The organism is Kribbella sp. NBC_00662 (assembly GCF_041430295.1).
Classification (GTDB): Bacteria; Actinomycetota; Actinomycetes; order Propionibacteriales; family Kribbellaceae; genus Kribbella.
In genome coordinates this window covers 1,341,398-1,358,257 of record NZ_CP109029.1, presented here as the reverse complement: position 1 = coordinate 1,358,257, position 16,860 = coordinate 1,341,398, and the positions used below count along the sequence as shown (strand labels likewise).

14 protein-coding genes are annotated in these 16,860 nt (G+C 68.1%); all 14 read left to right on the top strand.

The genetic code is table 11. The annotated features are described in order from the left end of the window. Positions 1-27: 27 nt before the first annotated feature. The 14 genes from OHA10_RS06945 to OHA10_RS06880 all read left to right on the top strand — a co-directional run bounded on the left by OHA10_RS06945 (position 28) and on the right by OHA10_RS06880 (position 16,816). Entirely contained in the window at positions 28-735 is a 708-nt protein-coding gene (locus tag OHA10_RS06945; RefSeq protein WP_371405337.1) for an NADH-quinone oxidoreductase subunit C, read from the top strand. Beyond that, positions 735-2,072: an NADH-quinone oxidoreductase subunit D gene (locus OHA10_RS06940; protein WP_371405336.1), complete on the top strand. Its 1,338-nt coding sequence runs from the start codon at positions 735-737 to the stop codon at positions 2,070-2,072. Before OHA10_RS06945 ends, OHA10_RS06940 begins: the two co-directional genes overlap by 1 nt. Further along, complete coding sequence (gene nuoE / locus OHA10_RS06935) at positions 2,073-2,792, top strand: NADH-quinone oxidoreductase subunit NuoE (protein WP_371405335.1); 720 nt, start codon at positions 2,073-2,075, stop codon at positions 2,790-2,792. Positions 2,793-2,794: 2 nt separating this feature from the next. Further along, a complete protein-coding gene (gene nuoF / locus OHA10_RS06930; protein ID WP_371405334.1) occupies positions 2,795-4,105 on the top strand; it encodes an NADH-quinone oxidoreductase subunit NuoF in 1,311 nt (436 codons plus the stop codon). Next, on the top strand, positions 4,102-6,531 hold the full coding sequence (locus tag OHA10_RS06925; RefSeq protein ID WP_371405333.1) for an NADH-quinone oxidoreductase subunit G: 2,430 nt from the start codon (positions 4,102-4,104) through the stop codon (positions 6,529-6,531). The genes nuoF and OHA10_RS06925 overlap by 4 nt, the downstream gene beginning before the upstream one ends. Further along, positions 6,528-7,841, top strand: a complete 1,314-nt coding sequence (nuoH, locus tag OHA10_RS06920) for an NADH-quinone oxidoreductase subunit NuoH (RefSeq protein WP_371405332.1) — start codon at positions 6,528-6,530, stop codon at positions 7,839-7,841. Before OHA10_RS06925 ends, nuoH begins: the two co-directional genes overlap by 4 nt. Beyond that, on the top strand, positions 7,834-8,382 hold the full coding sequence (nuoI, locus tag OHA10_RS06915) for an NADH-quinone oxidoreductase subunit NuoI (RefSeq protein ID WP_130441818.1): 549 nt from the start codon (positions 7,834-7,836) through the stop codon (positions 8,380-8,382). Before nuoH ends, nuoI begins: the two co-directional genes overlap by 8 nt. Next, the gene (locus tag OHA10_RS06910; RefSeq protein ID WP_371405331.1) at positions 8,379-9,179 is read left to right on the top strand and encodes an NADH-quinone oxidoreductase subunit J; all 801 of its coding nucleotides are present in this window, start codon (positions 8,379-8,381) and stop codon (positions 9,177-9,179) included. The genes nuoI and OHA10_RS06910 overlap by 4 nt, the downstream gene beginning before the upstream one ends. A 73-nt stretch (positions 9,180-9,252) precedes the next feature. Beyond that, positions 9,253-9,552, top strand: a complete 300-nt coding sequence (nuoK, locus tag OHA10_RS06905) for an NADH-quinone oxidoreductase subunit NuoK (RefSeq protein ID WP_130441814.1) — start codon at positions 9,253-9,255, stop codon at positions 9,550-9,552. An 11-nt stretch (positions 9,553-9,563) separates the two neighbouring features. Then, positions 9,564-11,432 (top strand): NADH-quinone oxidoreductase subunit L, encoded by a 1,869-nt coding sequence (gene nuoL, locus OHA10_RS06900; RefSeq protein ID WP_371405330.1) that lies wholly within the window; start codon positions 9,564-9,566, stop codon positions 11,430-11,432. After that, a complete protein-coding gene (locus OHA10_RS06895; RefSeq protein WP_371405329.1) occupies positions 11,429-12,952 on the top strand; it encodes an NADH-quinone oxidoreductase subunit M in 1,524 nt (507 codons plus the stop codon). The genes nuoL and OHA10_RS06895 overlap by 4 nt, the downstream gene beginning before the upstream one ends. Positions 12,953-12,957: 5 nt before the next feature. Next, positions 12,958-14,538 (top strand): NADH-quinone oxidoreductase subunit NuoN, encoded by a 1,581-nt coding sequence (nuoN, locus tag OHA10_RS06890; protein ID WP_371407907.1) that lies wholly within the window; start codon positions 12,958-12,960, stop codon positions 14,536-14,538. Next, the gene (locus OHA10_RS06885) at positions 14,535-15,557 is read left to right on the top strand and encodes a polyprenyl synthetase family protein (protein WP_371405328.1); all 1,023 of its coding nucleotides are present in this window, start codon (positions 14,535-14,537) and stop codon (positions 15,555-15,557) included. The genes nuoN and OHA10_RS06885 overlap by 4 nt, the downstream gene beginning before the upstream one ends. Positions 15,558-15,604: 47 nt before the next feature. Then, entirely contained in the window at positions 15,605-16,816 is a 1,212-nt protein-coding gene (locus OHA10_RS06880) for a PucR family transcriptional regulator (RefSeq protein WP_371405327.1), read from the top strand. Positions 16,817-16,860: the final 44 nt, after the last annotated feature.

Below are 16,860 nucleotides of genomic sequence, written 5' to 3'. Positions count from 1 at the left end.
TTGTGGACGAGCGAAGCGAGGGAGCAAATGAGCGACACGCAACCCGAGAACCTGCCGGCCACGTCGGCCGCCAGCGACGCGCAGACGCCGCAGGCCGAGGTCATCGAGCAGCGCGAGGGCATGTTCGGTGTCCGCGGTACCGGTGACACCTCCGGCTTCGGCCGGCTCAAGCGCCAGATCGCGTTGCCGGGCAGTACGCCGAAGCCGTACGGATCCTGGTTCGACGGCGCCGTCGACCGCCTCGAAGGGCTGGTCGCTGACGGTGCGATCGAGAAGGTCGTGGTCGACCGCAACGAGCTCACGCTGCACATCAAGCGTGAGCACCTGGTCGAGGTCGCCCAGCACCTGCGCGACGACGAGGCGCTGCGGTTCGAGTTCTGCTCCGGTGTCAGCGGGGTGCACTACCCCGAGGAGACCGGCCGCGAGCTGCACGCCGTCTACCACTTCCTGTCGATCACGCACAACCGCCGGATCCGGCTGGAGGTGTCGGCGCCCGACGCGGACCCGCACATCCCGTCGATCGTCTCGGTCTACCCGGCCAACGACTGGCACGAGCGGGAGACCTGGGACTTCTTCGGCATCGTCTTCGACGGACACCCGGCGCTGACCCGGATCCAGATGCCCGACGACTGGCCGGGCCACCCGCAGCGCAAGGACTACCCGCTCGGCGGTATCGACGTCGAGTACAAGGGCGCTGTCATCCCACCGCCCGACACGCGGAGGTCGTACAACTGATGACCACTACAGATCCGTACGCGACGACCCGGGACACGACCGAGGGCAAGGTCTTCACCGTCACCGGGCAGGACTGGGACTCGGTCGTCTCCGGTCTCGGTGACGAGCCGGAAGAGCACGTCGTCGTCAACATGGGCCCGCAGCACCCGTCGACGCACGGCGTGCTCCGGCTGATCCTCGAGCTCGAGGGCGAGTCGGTGACCGAGGCCCGCTGCGGCATCGGCTACCTGCACACCGGCATCGAGAAGAACATGGAGTTCCGCTCCTGGGTGCAGGGCGTCACGTTCGTCACCCGGATGGACTACCTGTCGCCGTTCTACAACGAGGCGGCCTACTGCCTCGCGGTCGAGAAGCTGCTCGGGATCGAGGACGAGATCCCGGACAAGGCCAACGTGATGCGGGTGCTCCTGATGGAGCTCAACCGGATCAGCAGCCACCTGGTCTGTATCGCCACCGGCGGTATGGAGATCGGCGCGCTGACCGTGATGACGATCGGCTTCCGCGAGCGCGAGAAGACCCTCGACCTGTTCGAGCTGATCACCGGCCTGCGGATGAACCACGCGTTCATCCGGCCGGGCGGTGTCGCGCAGGACCTGCCGCCGGGTGCGCTGGACAAGATCCGCGAGTACATCACGTGGATGAACAAGCACCTCAAGGAGTACGCCGAGCTCTGCAACGCCAACCCGATCTTCAAGGCGCGGCTGCAGAACGTCGGCTACCTCGACCTCGCGGGCTGCATGGCACTCGGCATCTCCGGCCCGACGGTGCGCTCCACCGGTTACGCGCTGGACCTGCGCAAGACCCAGCCGTACTGCGGCTACGAGACCTACGACTTCGACGTACCGACCTGGGACAGCTCGGACTCGTACGGACGGTTCCGGGTCCGGCTGCAGGAGATGCACGAGTCGCTGAAGATCGTCGAGCAGTGCGCCGACCGGCTGGAGAAGATGGAAGGCCAGCCGGTGATGGTGGCCGACAAGAAGATCGGCTGGCCGAGCCAGCTGGCCGTCGGCGCCGACGGGATGGGCAACTCGCTCGACCACATCAAGCACATCATGGGCGAGTCGATGGAAGCGCTGATCCACCACTTCAAGCTGGTCACCGAGGGCTTCCGGGTCCCGGCCGGCCAGGCCTACGTGGCGATCGAGTCGCCGCGCGGCGAGCTCGGCGCGCATGTCGTCTCCGACGGCGGCACCAAGCCGTACCGGGTGCACTTCCGTGACCCGTCCTTCGCAAACCTGCAGGCGATGCCGATCATGTGCGAGGGCGGCCAGGTCGCCGACGTGATCGTCGCTGTCGCAAGCCTTGACCCGGTGATGGGTGGAGTGGACCGCTAAATGGCCGAGAACCACACGACTGCTACCGACAAGCCGGTGCCCTACAGCACCGGCGACTCGAAGATCACCGACGCCACGATCGCGGAGATGCGCGAGATCATGGCGCGGTACCCGCAGGCCCAGTCGGCGCTGCTGCCGATGCTGCACCTGGTGCAGTCGGTCGAGGGCCGGGTCACCCCGGAAGGCATCGAGATCTGCGCCGACCTGCTCGGGCTGACCGGTGCCGAGGTGTCGGCGGTGGCGACCTTCTACACGATGTACAAGCGGCGCCCGGTCGGCGACTACCACGTCGGCGTCTGCACCAACACGCTGTGCGCGGTGATGGGCGGCGACCTGATCTTCGACCGGCTCAAGCAGCACCTCGACGTCGGCAACGACGAGACCACCGAGGACGGCAAGATCACCCTCGAGCACATCGAGTGCAACGCCGCCTGCGACTATGCGCCGGTGATGACGGTCAACTGGGAGTTCTTCGACGACATGACGCCGGAGACCGCCACCCGGCTGGTCGACGACCTGCGCGAGGGCAACGAGGTCAAGTCGCCGCGGGGCGCCACGATCTGCACCTGGCGCGAGGCCGAGCGCGTGCTGGCCGGCTTCTCCGACGGGCGCGCCGACGAGGGCCCGACCGGTGGCAAGGCCTCGCTGGCCGGTCTCCGGCTGGCCCGCGAGCGCAACTGGTCGGCTCCGAACGGCTCCGACACCCCGAAGGAGGGCTGACCATGGCCGACACGCTGACCCCGGTGTTGTCCGACAACTGGGACCAGATCAACGCCTGGCAGCTGGCGTCGTACCAGCGCTCCGGTGGGTACGACGCCCTCCGGACGGCGCTCGGTATGCAGCCGGCCGATGTCGTGACCGCGGTCAAGGACTCCGGTCTGCGCGGCCGTGGCGGCGCGGGCTTCCCGACCGGGATGAAGTGGTCGTTCATCCCGCAGGACAACCCGAAGCCGAAGTACCTCGTGGTGAACGCGGACGAGTCCGAGCCGGGCACCTGCAAGGACATCCCGCTGATGATGGCCTCGCCGCACACGCTGGTCGAGGGCGTCATCATCGCGTCCTACGCGATCCGCGCCTCGGCCGCCTTCATCTACGTGCGCGGTGAAGTGCTGCACGTGATCCGCCGGCTGCAGCAGGCCGTGCAGGAGGCCAAGGACGCGGGCTTCATCGGCCAGAACATCCTCGGCACCGGCTACGACCTCGACGTGGTCGTGCACGCCGGCGCCGGCGCCTACATCTGCGGCGAGGAGACGGCACTGCTGGACTCGCTGGAAGGACGTCGCGGTCAACCCCGTCTGCGCCCTCCGTTCCCTGCTGTCGCAGGCTTGTACGGCTGCCCCACTGTTATCAACAACGTCGAGTCGATCGCGTCGGTTCCCGCCATCATCAAGAACGGCGCGGACTGGTTCGGCTCGATGGGCACCGAGAAGTCCAAGGGCATGACGCTGTACTCGCTGTCCGGGCACGTTGCCCGCCCGGGTCAGTACGAGGCGCCGATGGGCATCACGCTGCGCGAGCTGATCGACCTGGCCGGCGGGGTCCGCGAGGGCCACACGCTGAAGTTCTGGACGCCGGGTGGTTCGTCGACGCCGCTGCTGACGGCCGAGCACCTCGACGTACCGCTGGACTACGAGGGCGTCGGGTCGGTCGGTTCGATGCTCGGCACCAAGGCCCTGCAGATCTTCGACGACTCGGTGTGCTCGGTCCGCGCCGTACTGCGGTGGACCGAGTTCTACAAGCACGAGTCCTGCGGCAAGTGCACGCCCTGCCGTGAGGGCACGTGGTGGCTGGTGCAGATCCTCGAGCGCCTCGAAGCAGGCAAGGGCACCGAGGAGGACCTGGTCACGCTGCTGGACCTGTGCGAGAACATCACCGGCCGCTCGTTCTGCGCGCTGGCCGACGGTGCGACCGCTCCGATCACCAGCTCGATCAAGTACTTCAAGGACGAGTACCTGGCGCACTTCGAGAACGGCGGCTGCCCGTTCGACCCGATGGCAAGCACTGTCTTCGCGACCGCTGGAGCTAGCGCATGACGATCCAAGCGAACCCGCCGGCCGGGTCGGAGGTGGAGCGGACCGACCTGGTCACCGTGACCATCGACGACATCGAGGTCAAGGTTCCGAAGAACAGCCTGGCGATCCGGGCCGCCGAGCAGATCGGCATCCAGATCCCGCGGTTCTGCGACCACCCGCTGCTCGACCCGGTCGGCGCCTGCCGGCAGTGTCTGGTCGAGGTCACCGACGCCGGCAACGGCCGCGGTATGCCGAAGCCGCAGGCGTCCTGCACGCTGACCGTGGCCGACGGCATGGTGATCCGCACCCAGGTGAGCTCGCCGGTGGCCGACAAGGCACAGCACGGGAACATGGAGTTCCTGCTGATCAACCACCCGCTGGACTGCCCGGTCTGCGACAAGGGCGGCGAGTGCCCGCTGCAGAACCAGGCGATGTCCAACGGCGGCGGCGAGTCCCGGTTCACCGAGGTCAAGCGGACCTACCCGAAGCCGATCAACATCTCGGCCGAGGTGCTGCTGGACCGCGAGCGCTGCATCCTCTGCGCGCGCTGCACCCGGTTCTCCGAGCAGATCGCCGGTGACCCGTTCATCGCGCTGATCGAGCGCGGTGCGCTGCAGCAGGTCGGCATCTACGAGAAGGAGCCCTTCGAGAGCTACTTCTCCGGCAACACGATCCAGATCTGCCCGGTCGGCGCGCTGACCAGTGCGGCGTACCGCTTCCGTTCGCGGCCGTTCGACCTGGTGTCGGTGCCGTCGGTGGCCGAGCACGACTCGTCGGGTTCGGCGATCCGGATCGACTACCGGCGCGGCAAGGTGATGCGCCGGCTGGCCGGCGACGACCCGCAGGTCAACGAGGAGTGGATCTCCGACAAGGACCGGTTCGCGTTCCAGTACGCGACCACCGGCGACCGGCTGACCCACCCGATGATCCGCGAGGACGGCGAGCTGCGGCCGGCGTCCTGGCCGGAGGCGCTGAGCTTCGCGGCCGGGAAGCTGAACGCGGCCCGCGGCAACGCGGCGGTGCTGACCGGCGGCCGGCTGACCCTCGAGGACGCCTACGCGTACTCGAAGTTCGCCCGGGTCGCCCTCGGCAGCAACGACATCGACTTCCGGGCCCGGCCGCACTCCGCGGAGGAGGCGGACTTCCTCGCCGCCGCGGTGGCCGGGACGGGTCTGGGTACGACGTTCACCGACCTGGAGAACGCCGGCACCGTGCTGTTCGCCGGGTTCGAGCCCGAGGAGGAGGCGCCGTCGGTCTTCCTCCGGGTCCGCAAGGGCGTCCGGACGCACGGGACCAAGGTGTTCACGGTCGCGGCGTACCGCTCGCGCGGGATCGAGAAGCTGGACGGCGTCGCCGTACTGACCTCGCCCGGGACCGAGGCCGCCGTACTCGGGGATCTCGGCAACGCCGGTGAGGCCGGGGCTGCTGCCCGGGCCGCGCTCGGCGCGGACTCGATCATCGTCATCGGCGAGCGGCTGGCCAGCGTCCCGGGTGGGTACTCGGCCGCGCTGCGGCTGGCGCTCGACACCGGTGCGCAGCTGGCCTGGATCCCGCGGCGTGCGGGTGACCGGAGCGCGCTCGAGGCCGGCTGCCTGCCGGGTCTGCTGCCCGGCGGCCGCCTGGTGACCGACCCGCAGGCGCGGGTCGACCTGCAGGCCGCGTGGGGTGTGGACCACCTGCCGGGTGAGACCGGCAAGGACCTGTCCGAGATCCTCGCCAACGCGGGTTCGCTGCAGGCGCTGGTCGTCGCGGGTGTCGAGATCGACGACCTGCCCGACCCGGCCGCGGCGCTGGCCGCGCTCGAGGCCGCGCCGTTCGTGGTCAGCTTCGAGGTCCGCAACTCCCAGGTGACCGAGTACGCCGACGTGGTGTTCCCCGTCGTACCGCCGGTGGAGAAGTCCGGCACCTTCGTGAACTGGGAGGGCCGCGAGCGGTCGTTCCCGGTCGTGCTCAAGGTGCCGACCGCGATGCCGGACGTGCGGGCGCTGGCCGCGCTGTCGCAGGAGATGGGCCACTCGATCGGGTTCAGCACGCCGGACGGCGCGAAGCGCGAGTTCGACGAGCTCGGCCGCTGGGACGGCGACCGCGCACAGGAGCCGACGTACCAGGCCGCTCCGGCGCTCGGTGCGTTCGACTCCACCCGGCTCGCGACCTGGCGGATGCTGATCGACGACAGCCGGGCCTGCGACGGTGAGCCGCACCTGACCGCGACGGCGCGTACGCCGGTCGCCCGGATCTCGCTCACCACCGCGCACCGGGTCGGTGTCGCCGACGGGGACGAGCTGGTGGTCAGCACCGACGCCGGGTCCGTCCGGCTGCCGGTCGTGATCACCCCGATGACCGACAACGTGGTCTGGCTGCCGACCAACTCGGCCGACTCCCACGTCCGCCGGTCACTGCACGCAGACCATGGCTCGATCGTGACGATCGCCGGAGGGAACGCATGACAATCCCACTCGCCGTGCCGGACGCGGGGGTCGGTCACGATCCTTGGTGGGTCATCCTCATCAAGGTCCTCTTCATCTTCGTCTTCCTGGTAGTGCTGACGCTGTTCAACATCTGGTGGGAGCGCCGGGTCGTGGCCCGGATGCAGCACCGGATCGGCCCGAACGTGCACGGACCCTTCGGTCTGCTGCAGTCGCTGGCCGACGGCGTCAAGCTGATGCTCAAGGAAGACCTGATGCCGAAGGGCGTCGACCGGTTCGTCTTCGTGCTCGCGCCGGCGATCGTCGCCGTACCGGCCTTCCTCACCTTCGCGGTGATCCCGTTCGGGCCGACGGTGAGGATTCCCTGGACCGACACCTACACCCGGCTGCAGCTGACCGACCTGCCGGTCTCGGTGCTGTACGTGATGGCGGTCGCCTCGATCGGCATCTACGGCATCGTGCTCGGCGGCTGGTCGTCGAACTCGACGTACTCGCTGCTCGGTGGTCTGCGGTCCAGCGCGCAGATGATCTCGTACGAGGTCGGCATGGGCCTGGCTCTGGTGACCGTGTTCCTGTTCGCCGGTTCGATGTCCACCTCGGAGATCGTGGCGGCGCAGTCGCACCAGACCGTGCACTGGTTCGGGACGGCGATCCCGCTGCCCGGGTGGTACGCGTTCCTGTTGTTCCCGTCGTTCGTGATCTACGTGATCTCGATGGTCGGCGAGACCAACCGGGCGCCGTTCGACCTGCCCGAGGCCGAGGGCGAGCTGGTGGCCGGCTTCCTGACCGAGTACTCCTCGATCAAGTACGCGATGTTCTTCCTGGCGGAGTACATCAACATGGCGACCGTGTCCGCGCTGGCCACCACGCTGTTCCTGGGCGGCTGGCGGGCGCCCTGGCCGATCTCGATCTGGGACGGCGCGAACTCCGGCTACTGGCCGGTGCTGTGGTTCATGGGCAAGCTGATGGGCTTCATCTTCTTCTACATCTGGTTGCGCGGAACGCTGCCGCGACTGCGCTACGACCAGTTCATGAAGCTCGGCTGGAAGATCCTGATCCCGATCTCGCTGGCCTGGATCCTGCTGGTCGCCACCGTCCGCGCCGTCGGCCGGGAGACCAACTTCAGCCGGACGACGCTGCTGGTCGCGGCCGCCGTGGTCCTCCTGATCGCGGTCATCAGCATGTTCCTCCCGCAGAAGCCGAAGCCCGAGGACACACCTGAGGTTGCCGACGGCAAGGAGTTCGACGCCTTCGCCGGCGGCTTCCCGGTCCCACCACCGATCACCACTCAACAGTCCGAGACGAAATCGGGGGCAGCCTCCCGTGGCTAGTGTCAAAGAGTCCCTCTGGGACCCGGTAGCCGGGTTCGGCGTCACCTTCCGGACGATGTTCCGGAAGGTGTTCACCGAGCAGTACCCGTTCGAGAAGAAGCCGACCGCACCACGTTTCCACGGCCGGCACCAGCTGAACCGCTGGCCGGACGGGCTGGAGAAGTGCATCGGCTGTGAGCTGTGCGCGTGGGCCTGCCCCGCGGACGCGATCTACGTCGAAGGCGCCGACAACACCGAGGGCGGCCGGATGTCGCCCGGTGAGCGGTACGGGCGCGTCTACCAGATCAACTACCTGCGCTGCATCCTCTGCGGTCTGTGCATCGAGGCCTGCCCGACCCGGGCGCTCACGATGACCAACGAGTACGAGCTGGCCGACACCAGCCGCGAGTCCCTCATCTACGAGAAGAAGGACCTGCTGGCGCCGCTGCTCCCGGGGATGCAGGAGCCGCCGCACGACATGCAGCTCGGCGCGACCGAGAAGGACTACTACCTCGGTCTGACCGGTGCCGCCGTACCGGCCGAGGGGAGTGACGCGAAGTGATCAGCCTGGTTACCGGCCCGCAGGTCGCGTTCTGGCTGCTGGCCCCGGTGATGATCCTGGCCGCGATCGGCATGGTGCTGGTCCGCAAGGCGGTGCACTCGGCGCTGCTGCTCGCGACCGTGATGGTCTGCCTCGCGGTGCAGTACGCCGCGCAGGACGCACCGTTCCTGTTCGCGGTCCAGATCATCGTCTACACCGGCGCGATCCTGATGCTGTTCCTGTTCGTGCTGATGCTGGTCGGCGTCGACGCCTCGGACTCGCTGGTGGAGACGATCCGCGGTCAGCGGCTGCTGGCCTCGGTCGCGTTCATCGCGTTCGGCGTACTGCTGATCGCCGCCGTCGGCAACGCGACGTACGGGCACCCGACCGGGCTGGCCGACGCGCAGCCGGACGGCAACCCGAAGGCGATCGCGGCGCTGCTGTTCGGCAAGTACGTCTGGGCGTTCGAGGTCACCTCGGCGCTGCTGATCACCGCGGCGATGGGCGCCATGATGCTGGCCCACCGCGAGCGGCTGACCAAGAAGCGCACCCAGCGCGACCACGCCGAGGAGCGGATCCGCAAGTACGCCGAGCAGGGCATCCACCCGGGTCCGCTGCCGACTCCCGGCGTACTGGCCCGGCACAACGCCGTCGACACGCCGGCCCTGCTGCCGGACGGGTCGATCGCACCCACCTCGGTTTCGCGTGTGCTCCAGGCACGTGGCACCGTGTTCCCCGAAGCCGAGGAGCGCGACGAGATCGAGACGGTCCGGGAAATCAGCGAAGGCGAGTACCCGGCAGAGGAGGACGACAGGTGAGCGAGCGGAGCGAGCGAGCCATTCAGCGCAGCAGCCTCTGGTCATGCGCGCCCGGAGCGAAGCGAGGACGCGCATGAGCACCGAGCCTTACATCGTGCTTGCGGCGATCCTGTTCAGTATCGGCGCGTTGGGCGTGCTGGTACGCCGGAACGCGATCGTCGTCTTCATGTGCGTCGAACTGATGCTGAACGCGACCAACCTCGCGTTCGTCAGCTTCGCCCGCCAGCACGGCAACCTCGACGGTCAGATCGCCGCCTTCTTCGTGATGGTGGTGGCCGCGGCCGAGGTCGTGATCGGGCTGGCGATCATCATGGCCATCTTCCGTACCCGTCGCTCGGCCTCGGTCGACGACGCCAACCTGCTCAAGTACTGAGGTAAGCACCGATGAGTCATGAGCTGACGTGGCTGCTGGTCGCGGTACCGGCGGTGTCCGCGGCGATCCTGTTGCTCGGTGGCAAGGCCACCAACGCATGGGGTCACCTGCTGGGCACGCTGGCGCCGCTGATCTCCTTCGCCTTCGGCGTCGTGCTGTTCTTCCAGATGCGCGGCAAGGCCGACGGCGAGCGGTCCGAGACGGTCAAGCTGTTCGAGTGGTTCTCGGTCGGCCACATCACGGTCGACTTCACCCTGCTGATCGACCCGCTGTCGATCCTGTTCGTGCTGCTGATCACCGGTGTGGGTTCGCTGATCCACATCTACTCGATCGGCTACATGGAGCACGACGAGCGCCGGCGGCGGTTCTTCGGGTACCTGAACCTGTTCATCGCCTCGATGCTGCTGCTGGTGCTGGCCGCCGACTACCTGCTGGTCTTCGTCGGCTGGGAGGGCGTCGGTCTGGCGTCGTACCTGCTGATCGGCTTCTGGCAGTACAAGACGTCGGCAGCGGTCGCCGCGAAGAAGGCGTTCGTGGTGAACCGGGTCGGTGACATCGGCCTCTCGCTCGCGGTGATGAGCATGTGGGCGCTGTTCGGCTCCTCGGCGTTCGGCACGGTCAACGCCGGCGCCGAGCACCTGTCGACGACCTGGGCCACGCTGCTCGGCCTGATGCTGCTGCTGGCCGCCTGCGGTAAGTCCGCGCAGGTGCCGCTGCAGTCCTGGCTGCTGGACGCGATGGAGGGCCCGACCCCGGTGTCGGCGCTGATCCACGCGGCGACCATGGTCACCGCGGGCGTCTACCTGGTGGTCCGCTCGCACGCGATCTTCGAGCAGTCCGACGCGGCCTCCACCGCGGTGGTGATCGTCGGTACGGTCACCGCGCTCGCCGGTGCGATCATCGGTTGCGCCAAGGACGACATCAAGAAGGCGCTGGCCGGTTCGACGATGAGCCAGATCGGCTACATGATGCTGGCCGCCGGCCTCGGCCCGGCCGGGTACGTGTTCGCGATCTTCCACCTGCTCACCCACGGCTTCTTCAAGGCCAACATGTTCCTCGGCGCCGGATCGGTCATGCACGGCATGAACGACGACGTGAACATGCGGCACTACGGCGCCCTGCGGACGGCGATGAAGGTCACCTTCGTGACCTTCGGCTTCGGCTACCTGGCGATCCTCGGCATCCCGCCGTTCGCCGGCTTCTTCAGCAAGGACAAGATCATCGAGGCCGCGTTCGCGGACAACATCGTGATCGGTCTCTGCGCGCTGCTCGGCGCCGGCATCACCGCGTTCTACATGACGCGGGTGATGATGATGACGTTCTTCGGCAAGAAGCGCTGGGACGACGAGGTGCACCCGCACGAGTCGCCCAAGGTGATGACGTGGCCGCTGATCATCCTGGCCGCGCTCTCCCTCGGCGGCGGTGCGCTGTACTTCGCCGGCCACTGGATCGTCGACTGGCTGAGCCCGATCGTCGGCCACGAGGAGGAGCACGCTCCGCTGAGTGCCACCGTGATGACGATCATCACGCTCGTGGTCGTTGCCGTCGGCATCGCGATCTCGGTGCTGATGTACCGCCGGGACATCCCGCGCGAGGCACCGGCCGGATCGCCGATCACCACGTTCGCGCGGCGTGACCTGTACGGCGACGCGCTGAACGAGGCCCTCTTCATGCGCCCGGGCCAGTACCTGACCCGGACCCTGGTCTGGCTCGACAACCGGGGCGTCGACGGCCTGGTCAACGGCCTGGCCGCACTCTTCGGCGGACTGTCCGGCCGGCTCCGCCGGGTCCAGACGGGCTTCGTCCGTTCGTACGCACTCAGCATGGTCTTCGGCGCCGCATTCGTGGTCGTCGCCCTCCTCGCGGTGAGGTTGTCGTGAACATCGGTTGGCTGACCCTGTTACTCCTCCTGCCGTTCGTCGGGGCCATCGCGACGATGCTGGTGCCCAAGGCGAAAGGCCTGCTGGCCAAGCAGGTCGCGCTCGGGTTCTCGCTCGTCACGCTGGTGCTGACCGCGATCGTCGCGATCGGCTACCACCGCAACGGCCCCGAGGACTACGCCGAGACGTACACCTGGATCAAGGCCTTCGGCGCGCACTACGCGCTCGGCCTCGACGGTGTCGGCGTGGTGCTGGTGGTGCTGACCGCGCTGCTGTCGCCGATCGTGATCATCGCGTCCTGGAACGACGCCCAGAACGGCCGCTGGTCGGAGAAGTCCTTCTTCGCCTGGATCCTCGGCCTGGAGGCACTGTCGATCGGCGTGTTCGCCGCGACCGACGTCTTCCTGTTCTACGTGCTGTTCGAGGCCACGCTGATCCCGATGTACTTCCTGATCGGCGGCTTCGGCGGCCCGCAGCGTTCGTATGCCGCGGTGAAGTTCCTGCTGTACTCGCTGCTCGGCGGTCTGCTCATGCTGGCGTCGGTCGTCGGCCTGTACGTCGTCTCGGCCAAGCACGGCGCCCCGTCGTACCTGCTGTCCGACATGGTCAAGCTGGACATGAGCCAGAACACCGAACGCTGGCTGTTCCTCGGCTTCATGTTCGCGTTCGCGGTCAAGGCGCCGATGGTGCCGTTCCACACCTGGCTGCCGGACGCGGCCGGTGAGGCGACGCCGGGTACGTCGGTGCTGCTGGTCGGCATCCTGGACAAGATCGGCACCTTCGGGATGATCCGGTTCTGCCTGGGCCTGTTCCCGAACGCGTCCCAGTGGGCCACCCCGGTCGTCCTGGTGCTGGCGTTGATCTCGGTGCTGTACGGCGCGCTGCTGGCGATCGGGCAGACCGACATCAAGCGGCTGATCGCGTACACCTCGATCTCGCACTTCGGCTTCATCGTGATGGGTATCTTCGCGCTGACGTCGCAGGGCCTGACCGGGTCGACGCTGTACATGTTCAACCACGGTCTCTCCACCGCGGCACTGTTCCTGGTCGCCGGGTACCTGATCTCCCGGCGCGGGTCCGCCAGGATCGCCGACTACGGCGGGGTCGAGAAGGTGGCCCCGGTGCTGGCCGGCACGTTCCTCTTCGCCGGCCTGTCCAGCCTCGCGCTGCCCGGCCTGTCGCCGTTCATCTCCGAGTTCATGGTGCTGGCCGGGACGTTCAGCCGGCACAAGGTGATTGCGGTGATCGCCGTCCTCGGTATCGTGCTGGCCGCGCTGTACATCCTGCTGATGTACCAACGCACGATGACCGGCCCGGTCCGCGACGGGATCGAGAAGCTGAAAGACCTGAACAAGCGTGAGGTGCTCGCGATCGCACCGCTCGTGATCCTGATCATCGGCTTCGGTATCTACCCCAAGCCCGTGGTCGACATCATCAAGCCCGCGGTCGAATCGACCATGCAGCGGGTCGGCGTGACCGACAAGGCACCGCAGATCCCCGTGACGGAGGGACAGAAGTGAGCGCGATGTTGCTGCCGCTGGCGGACTTCACGGCGCCGAAGATCGAGTACAACGAGCTGATGCCGCTGCTCGTCGTCTTCGGTGCGGCGTGCGTCGGCGTCCTGGTCGAGGCGTTCCTGCCGCGGCCCTTGCGGCACCTGGTGCAGCTGTCGATCACGGTGGTCGCCGTGGTCGTGTCCGGGGTCCTGACCGGCATCCTGATGAACGACAACAAGGAGCTGATCGCCGCGCAGGGCGCGATCTCGGTGGACGGCCCGGCGCTGTTCACCTGGCTGATCCTGCTGGCGCTGACGCTGATCAGCGTGCTGCTGTTCGCCGAGCGGTCGATCGACGGCGGCCTGTCCGCGTTCGCCGGCCAGGCGGCCGCAGTACCGGGCTCCGAGGCCGAACGGGAGGGTACGGCGGCTCGCATCGAGCACACCGAGATCTTCCCGCTGACCCTGTTCGCGGTCGGCGGCATGATGCTGTTCGCCGCCTCGAACGACCTGCTGGTGCTGTTCGTCGCGCTCGAGGTCTTCTCGCTGCCGCTGTACCTGCTCTGCGGCCTGGCGCGTCGTCGCCGGCTGATCTCGCAGGAAGCCGCGATGAAGTACTTCCTGCTCGGTGCGTTCTCGTCGGCGTTCCTGCTGTTCGGGATCGCGCTGCTCTACGGGTACGCCGGCACGATGTCGCTCGGCGGGATCGCGGACGCGCTGTCCACCGAGACCGGTGGCGACACGATCCTGCTGGCCGGCACCGGCCTGGTGGGCGTCGGCCTGCTGTTCAAGGTCGGCGGCGTGCCGTTCCACTCCTGGACCCCGGACGTGTACCAGGGCGCCCCGACGCCGGTCACCGGCTTCATGGCCGCCTGCACCAAGATCGCCGCGTTCGTCGGTCTGATGCGGGTCTTCTACGTCGCCCTCGGCGGGACGCGCTGGGACTGGGCGCCGATGATGTGGATCGTCGCGATCCTCACCATGGTGGTCGGTTCGATCGTCGCGATCACCCAGACCGACGTGAAGCGGATGCTGGCGTACTCGTCGATCGCGCACGCAGGCTTCCTGCTGACCGCGTTCGTCGGCCTCGCGCAGGCGGGCAGCGGCGTCCACAACGGGATCACCTCGACCCAGGCGGTGCTGTTCTACCTGGTCTCGTACGGCTTCCCGACCATCGGCGCGTTCGCCGTCGTCACGCTGGTGCGCGACGCGGGCGGCGAGGCGACCCACCTGTCCCGCTGGGCGGGCCTGGGCAAGAAGTCGCCGCTGCTGGCCGGTATCTTCGCGTTCTTCCTGCTGTCCTTCGCCGGTATCCCGCTGACCGCGGGCTTCACCGGCAAGTGGGCGGTCTTCAGCGCGGCCTGGACGGGCGGCGCGTGGCCTCTGGTTGTCGTCGCTGTCCTGTCGAGCCTGGTGGCCGCGTTCTTCTACGTCCGCGTGATCGTGCTGATGTTCTTCTCCGACCTGCCTGCCGACGCGCCGGACGTGGCGCTGCCCGGCTGGCAGACCACGTCGGCCGTCGCGCTGGGTCTCGCCGCCACGGTGGTTCTCGGTCTGGTTCCCGGACCGGTGCTCGACCTGGCGGCCCGAGCTGGTGAGTTCATCCGTTGAGTCCGACCCCGCTGCCGGCCGAGAGCCTGGGATTCGAGTTCGCCGATGCGGCGCTCGAGTCCCGGGTTCGCGCCGGGCTGGAACGGGTAGAGCAGGCGCTGCTCGACGCGACCCAGTCCGAGGCGCCGTTCGTCACCGCGGCCGCCCAGCACGTGATGGTTGCCGGTGGCAAGCGGTTCCGGCCGCTGCTGGTCATGCTCGGGGCCGAGTTCGGTGCTGATGTCGCCTCCGACGAGGTGGTGAAGGCGGCGGTCGTCGTCGAGCTCACGCACGTCGCGACGCTGCACCACGACGACGTGATGGACGAGGCGGCGCTGCGGCGCGGCTCGTCCACCGCGAACGCGCGCTGGGACAACTCGGTCGCGATCCTGTCCGGCGACTGGCTGTTCGCCCGCGCGTCGGACCTGGTCGCGGACCTCGGGCCGGAAGCGGTCCGGATCCAGGCCCGGACGTTCGGCCGGCTGGTCGAGGGGCAGATCCGCGAGACGATGGGTGTCGGCGAAGGCCAGGACCCGTTGAAGCACTACCTGTCGGTGGTCGCCGACAAGACCGGTTCGCTGATCGCGACGTCGGTCCTCTTCGGCGCGCGGTACGCCGGTGCGTCGGAGGACGTGCAGGAATCGCTGCGCGCATTCGGCGAGGAGATCGGCGTCGCCTTCCAGCTCGCCGACGACCTGCTCGACATCGCCTCCGAGTCCGACCAGTCCGGCAAGACGCCGGGCACGGATCTGCGCGAAGGCGTGCCGACGCTACCGGTCCTGATCTTCCGTGCCCAGGCGGATCCCACGGATCCCACCGACGCCCGGCTGCTGGACCTGTTGGACTCCGACCTCTCCGACGACGTGCTGTTGTCCGAGACGCTGGATCTGCTCCGCTCGCATCCGTCCTTCCAGCAGGCCGAGAACGACGTACGCCGTCGTGCCGCCGACGCCCGCAAACTCCTCAGCACGCTCCCCGAAGGCCCCGGCCGGGAAGCTCTCGACACCCTCTGCGACCTGGTAGCCACCCGCTCCGTCTGACGCGAGGTCTGGGCTGCACGGCAACTCTGTGCGATGCTGTGCCGACTATGAGTAGGGCTGCGGGGCAGGATGTCGCGACGTTGAGCGTCGAGGCGCTGGCCGAGAGTGTGCTGCTGCATCTGCCGGCGTTGACCGATGCGCTGGTCGAGACCATCCACGAGCAGAATCCGGCGTACCGCGAGATGGGTTCGGTGCCGCGGCAGGATCTGTGGCGGTCGTGTCATGACAACGTTGCCCGGGTCGTGCAGATGATTGCCGCGGGCGACAACCCCGGCGTTCACTACTTCGACGCCGCGCTCGCGACCGGACGGCGGCGGGCCGAGCAGCGGATGCCGTTGGACGACGTACTCAAGTCCTTCCGCCTCGGTGGGCGGGTGGTGTGGGAGGCCTTGATCGACGAGGCCCGCGCCCAGGGGACGGCCGAGTCCGAGGTCCTGCTCGACGTCGCCGGCAAGGTGTGGGAAGTCGTCGACCGTACGTCGTCGCAGGTCGCGGCCGCCTATCACGCCGCCGAGCGGGATCTCGTCCGCGCGGATGAGCAACGCAGGTCGACGCTGTGGCAAGGGTTGCTCGAGGGGCGGGCGGACCGGGCCTTCGTCCAAGAGGCGGCGACGGTCCTCGACGTACCGGTGAACGGTCCCTACCTGGTGGTGGTGATCGACAACCTGGTCGACGACGAGGGTACGGCGACCTCGTTCAAGCGCCGGTTCGCCGGTGTCCGCGTCTGTTCCGCCTGGCAGGTGCGGCCCCAGACGGTCGTCGGCCTGCTTGCCCTGGGCACGGAATCCGCCGGCAAGGTCCTGGGCATCCTGCGCGAGGTGGTGCATGCGCCCGCGGGCTTGTCCGGCGTTGTCTCCGGCCTGGCCGAAGTCGACCTCGCCTACCGCCAGGCGATGCTGGCCCGCCGGACGCTGCCCGCCGGACAGATCGACGTCGTGGCGCTGACCGAGCGGCTCCCGGAAGCGTTGTTGCTGAGTGCACCGGAGTTGGCGGAGCAACTCGTGCAGACCTGGCTGGTGCCGCTGATGACGGTGCCCGAGGCCGAACGTGAACTCCTGCTCCGCACGCTGGACAACTGGGTGACGGCGGCCGGCTCGGTACGACGTACCGCCGATCTCGCGCATTGTCACCGGAACACGGTCATCAACCGCTTGCACCGGATCCATCAGATCACCGGCCGTAACCTCACCGACGACGGCTTCCAGCTCGAACTCGGCCTTGCATTGCGTGCTTTCCGGCTGTTCCCGCCGCCTGCGTGACCGAACTGCCGCCTGTGCGTTGTGCACAGTGAAGCCGCGCAAAA

Coding starts and splice junctions, on each gene's coding strand:
- nuoF (WP_371405334.1), top strand. CDS start 2,795: ATGGCCGACACGCTGACCCCGGTGTTGTCCGACAACTGGGACCAGATC.
- nuoN (WP_371407907.1), top strand. CDS start 12,958: ATGTTGCTGCCGCTGGCGGACTTCACGGCGCCGAAGATCGAGTACAAC.
- nuoL (WP_371405330.1), top strand. CDS start 9,564: ATGAGTCATGAGCTGACGTGGCTGCTGGTCGCGGTACCGGCGGTGTCC.
- nuoH (WP_371405332.1), top strand. CDS start 6,528: ATGACAATCCCACTCGCCGTGCCGGACGCGGGGGTCGGTCACGATCCT.
- OHA10_RS06880 (WP_371405327.1), top strand. CDS start 15,605: ATGAGTAGGGCTGCGGGGCAGGATGTCGCGACGTTGAGCGTCGAGGCG.
- OHA10_RS06945 (WP_371405337.1), top strand. CDS start 28: ATGAGCGACACGCAACCCGAGAACCTGCCGGCCACGTCGGCCGCCAGC.
- nuoK (WP_130441814.1), top strand. CDS start 9,253: ATGAGCACCGAGCCTTACATCGTGCTTGCGGCGATCCTGTTCAGTATC.
- OHA10_RS06940 (WP_371405336.1), top strand. CDS start 735: ATGACCACTACAGATCCGTACGCGACGACCCGGGACACGACCGAGGGC.
- nuoE (WP_371405335.1), top strand. CDS start 2,073: ATGGCCGAGAACCACACGACTGCTACCGACAAGCCGGTGCCCTACAGC.
- OHA10_RS06925 (WP_371405333.1), top strand. CDS start 4,102: ATGACGATCCAAGCGAACCCGCCGGCCGGGTCGGAGGTGGAGCGGACC.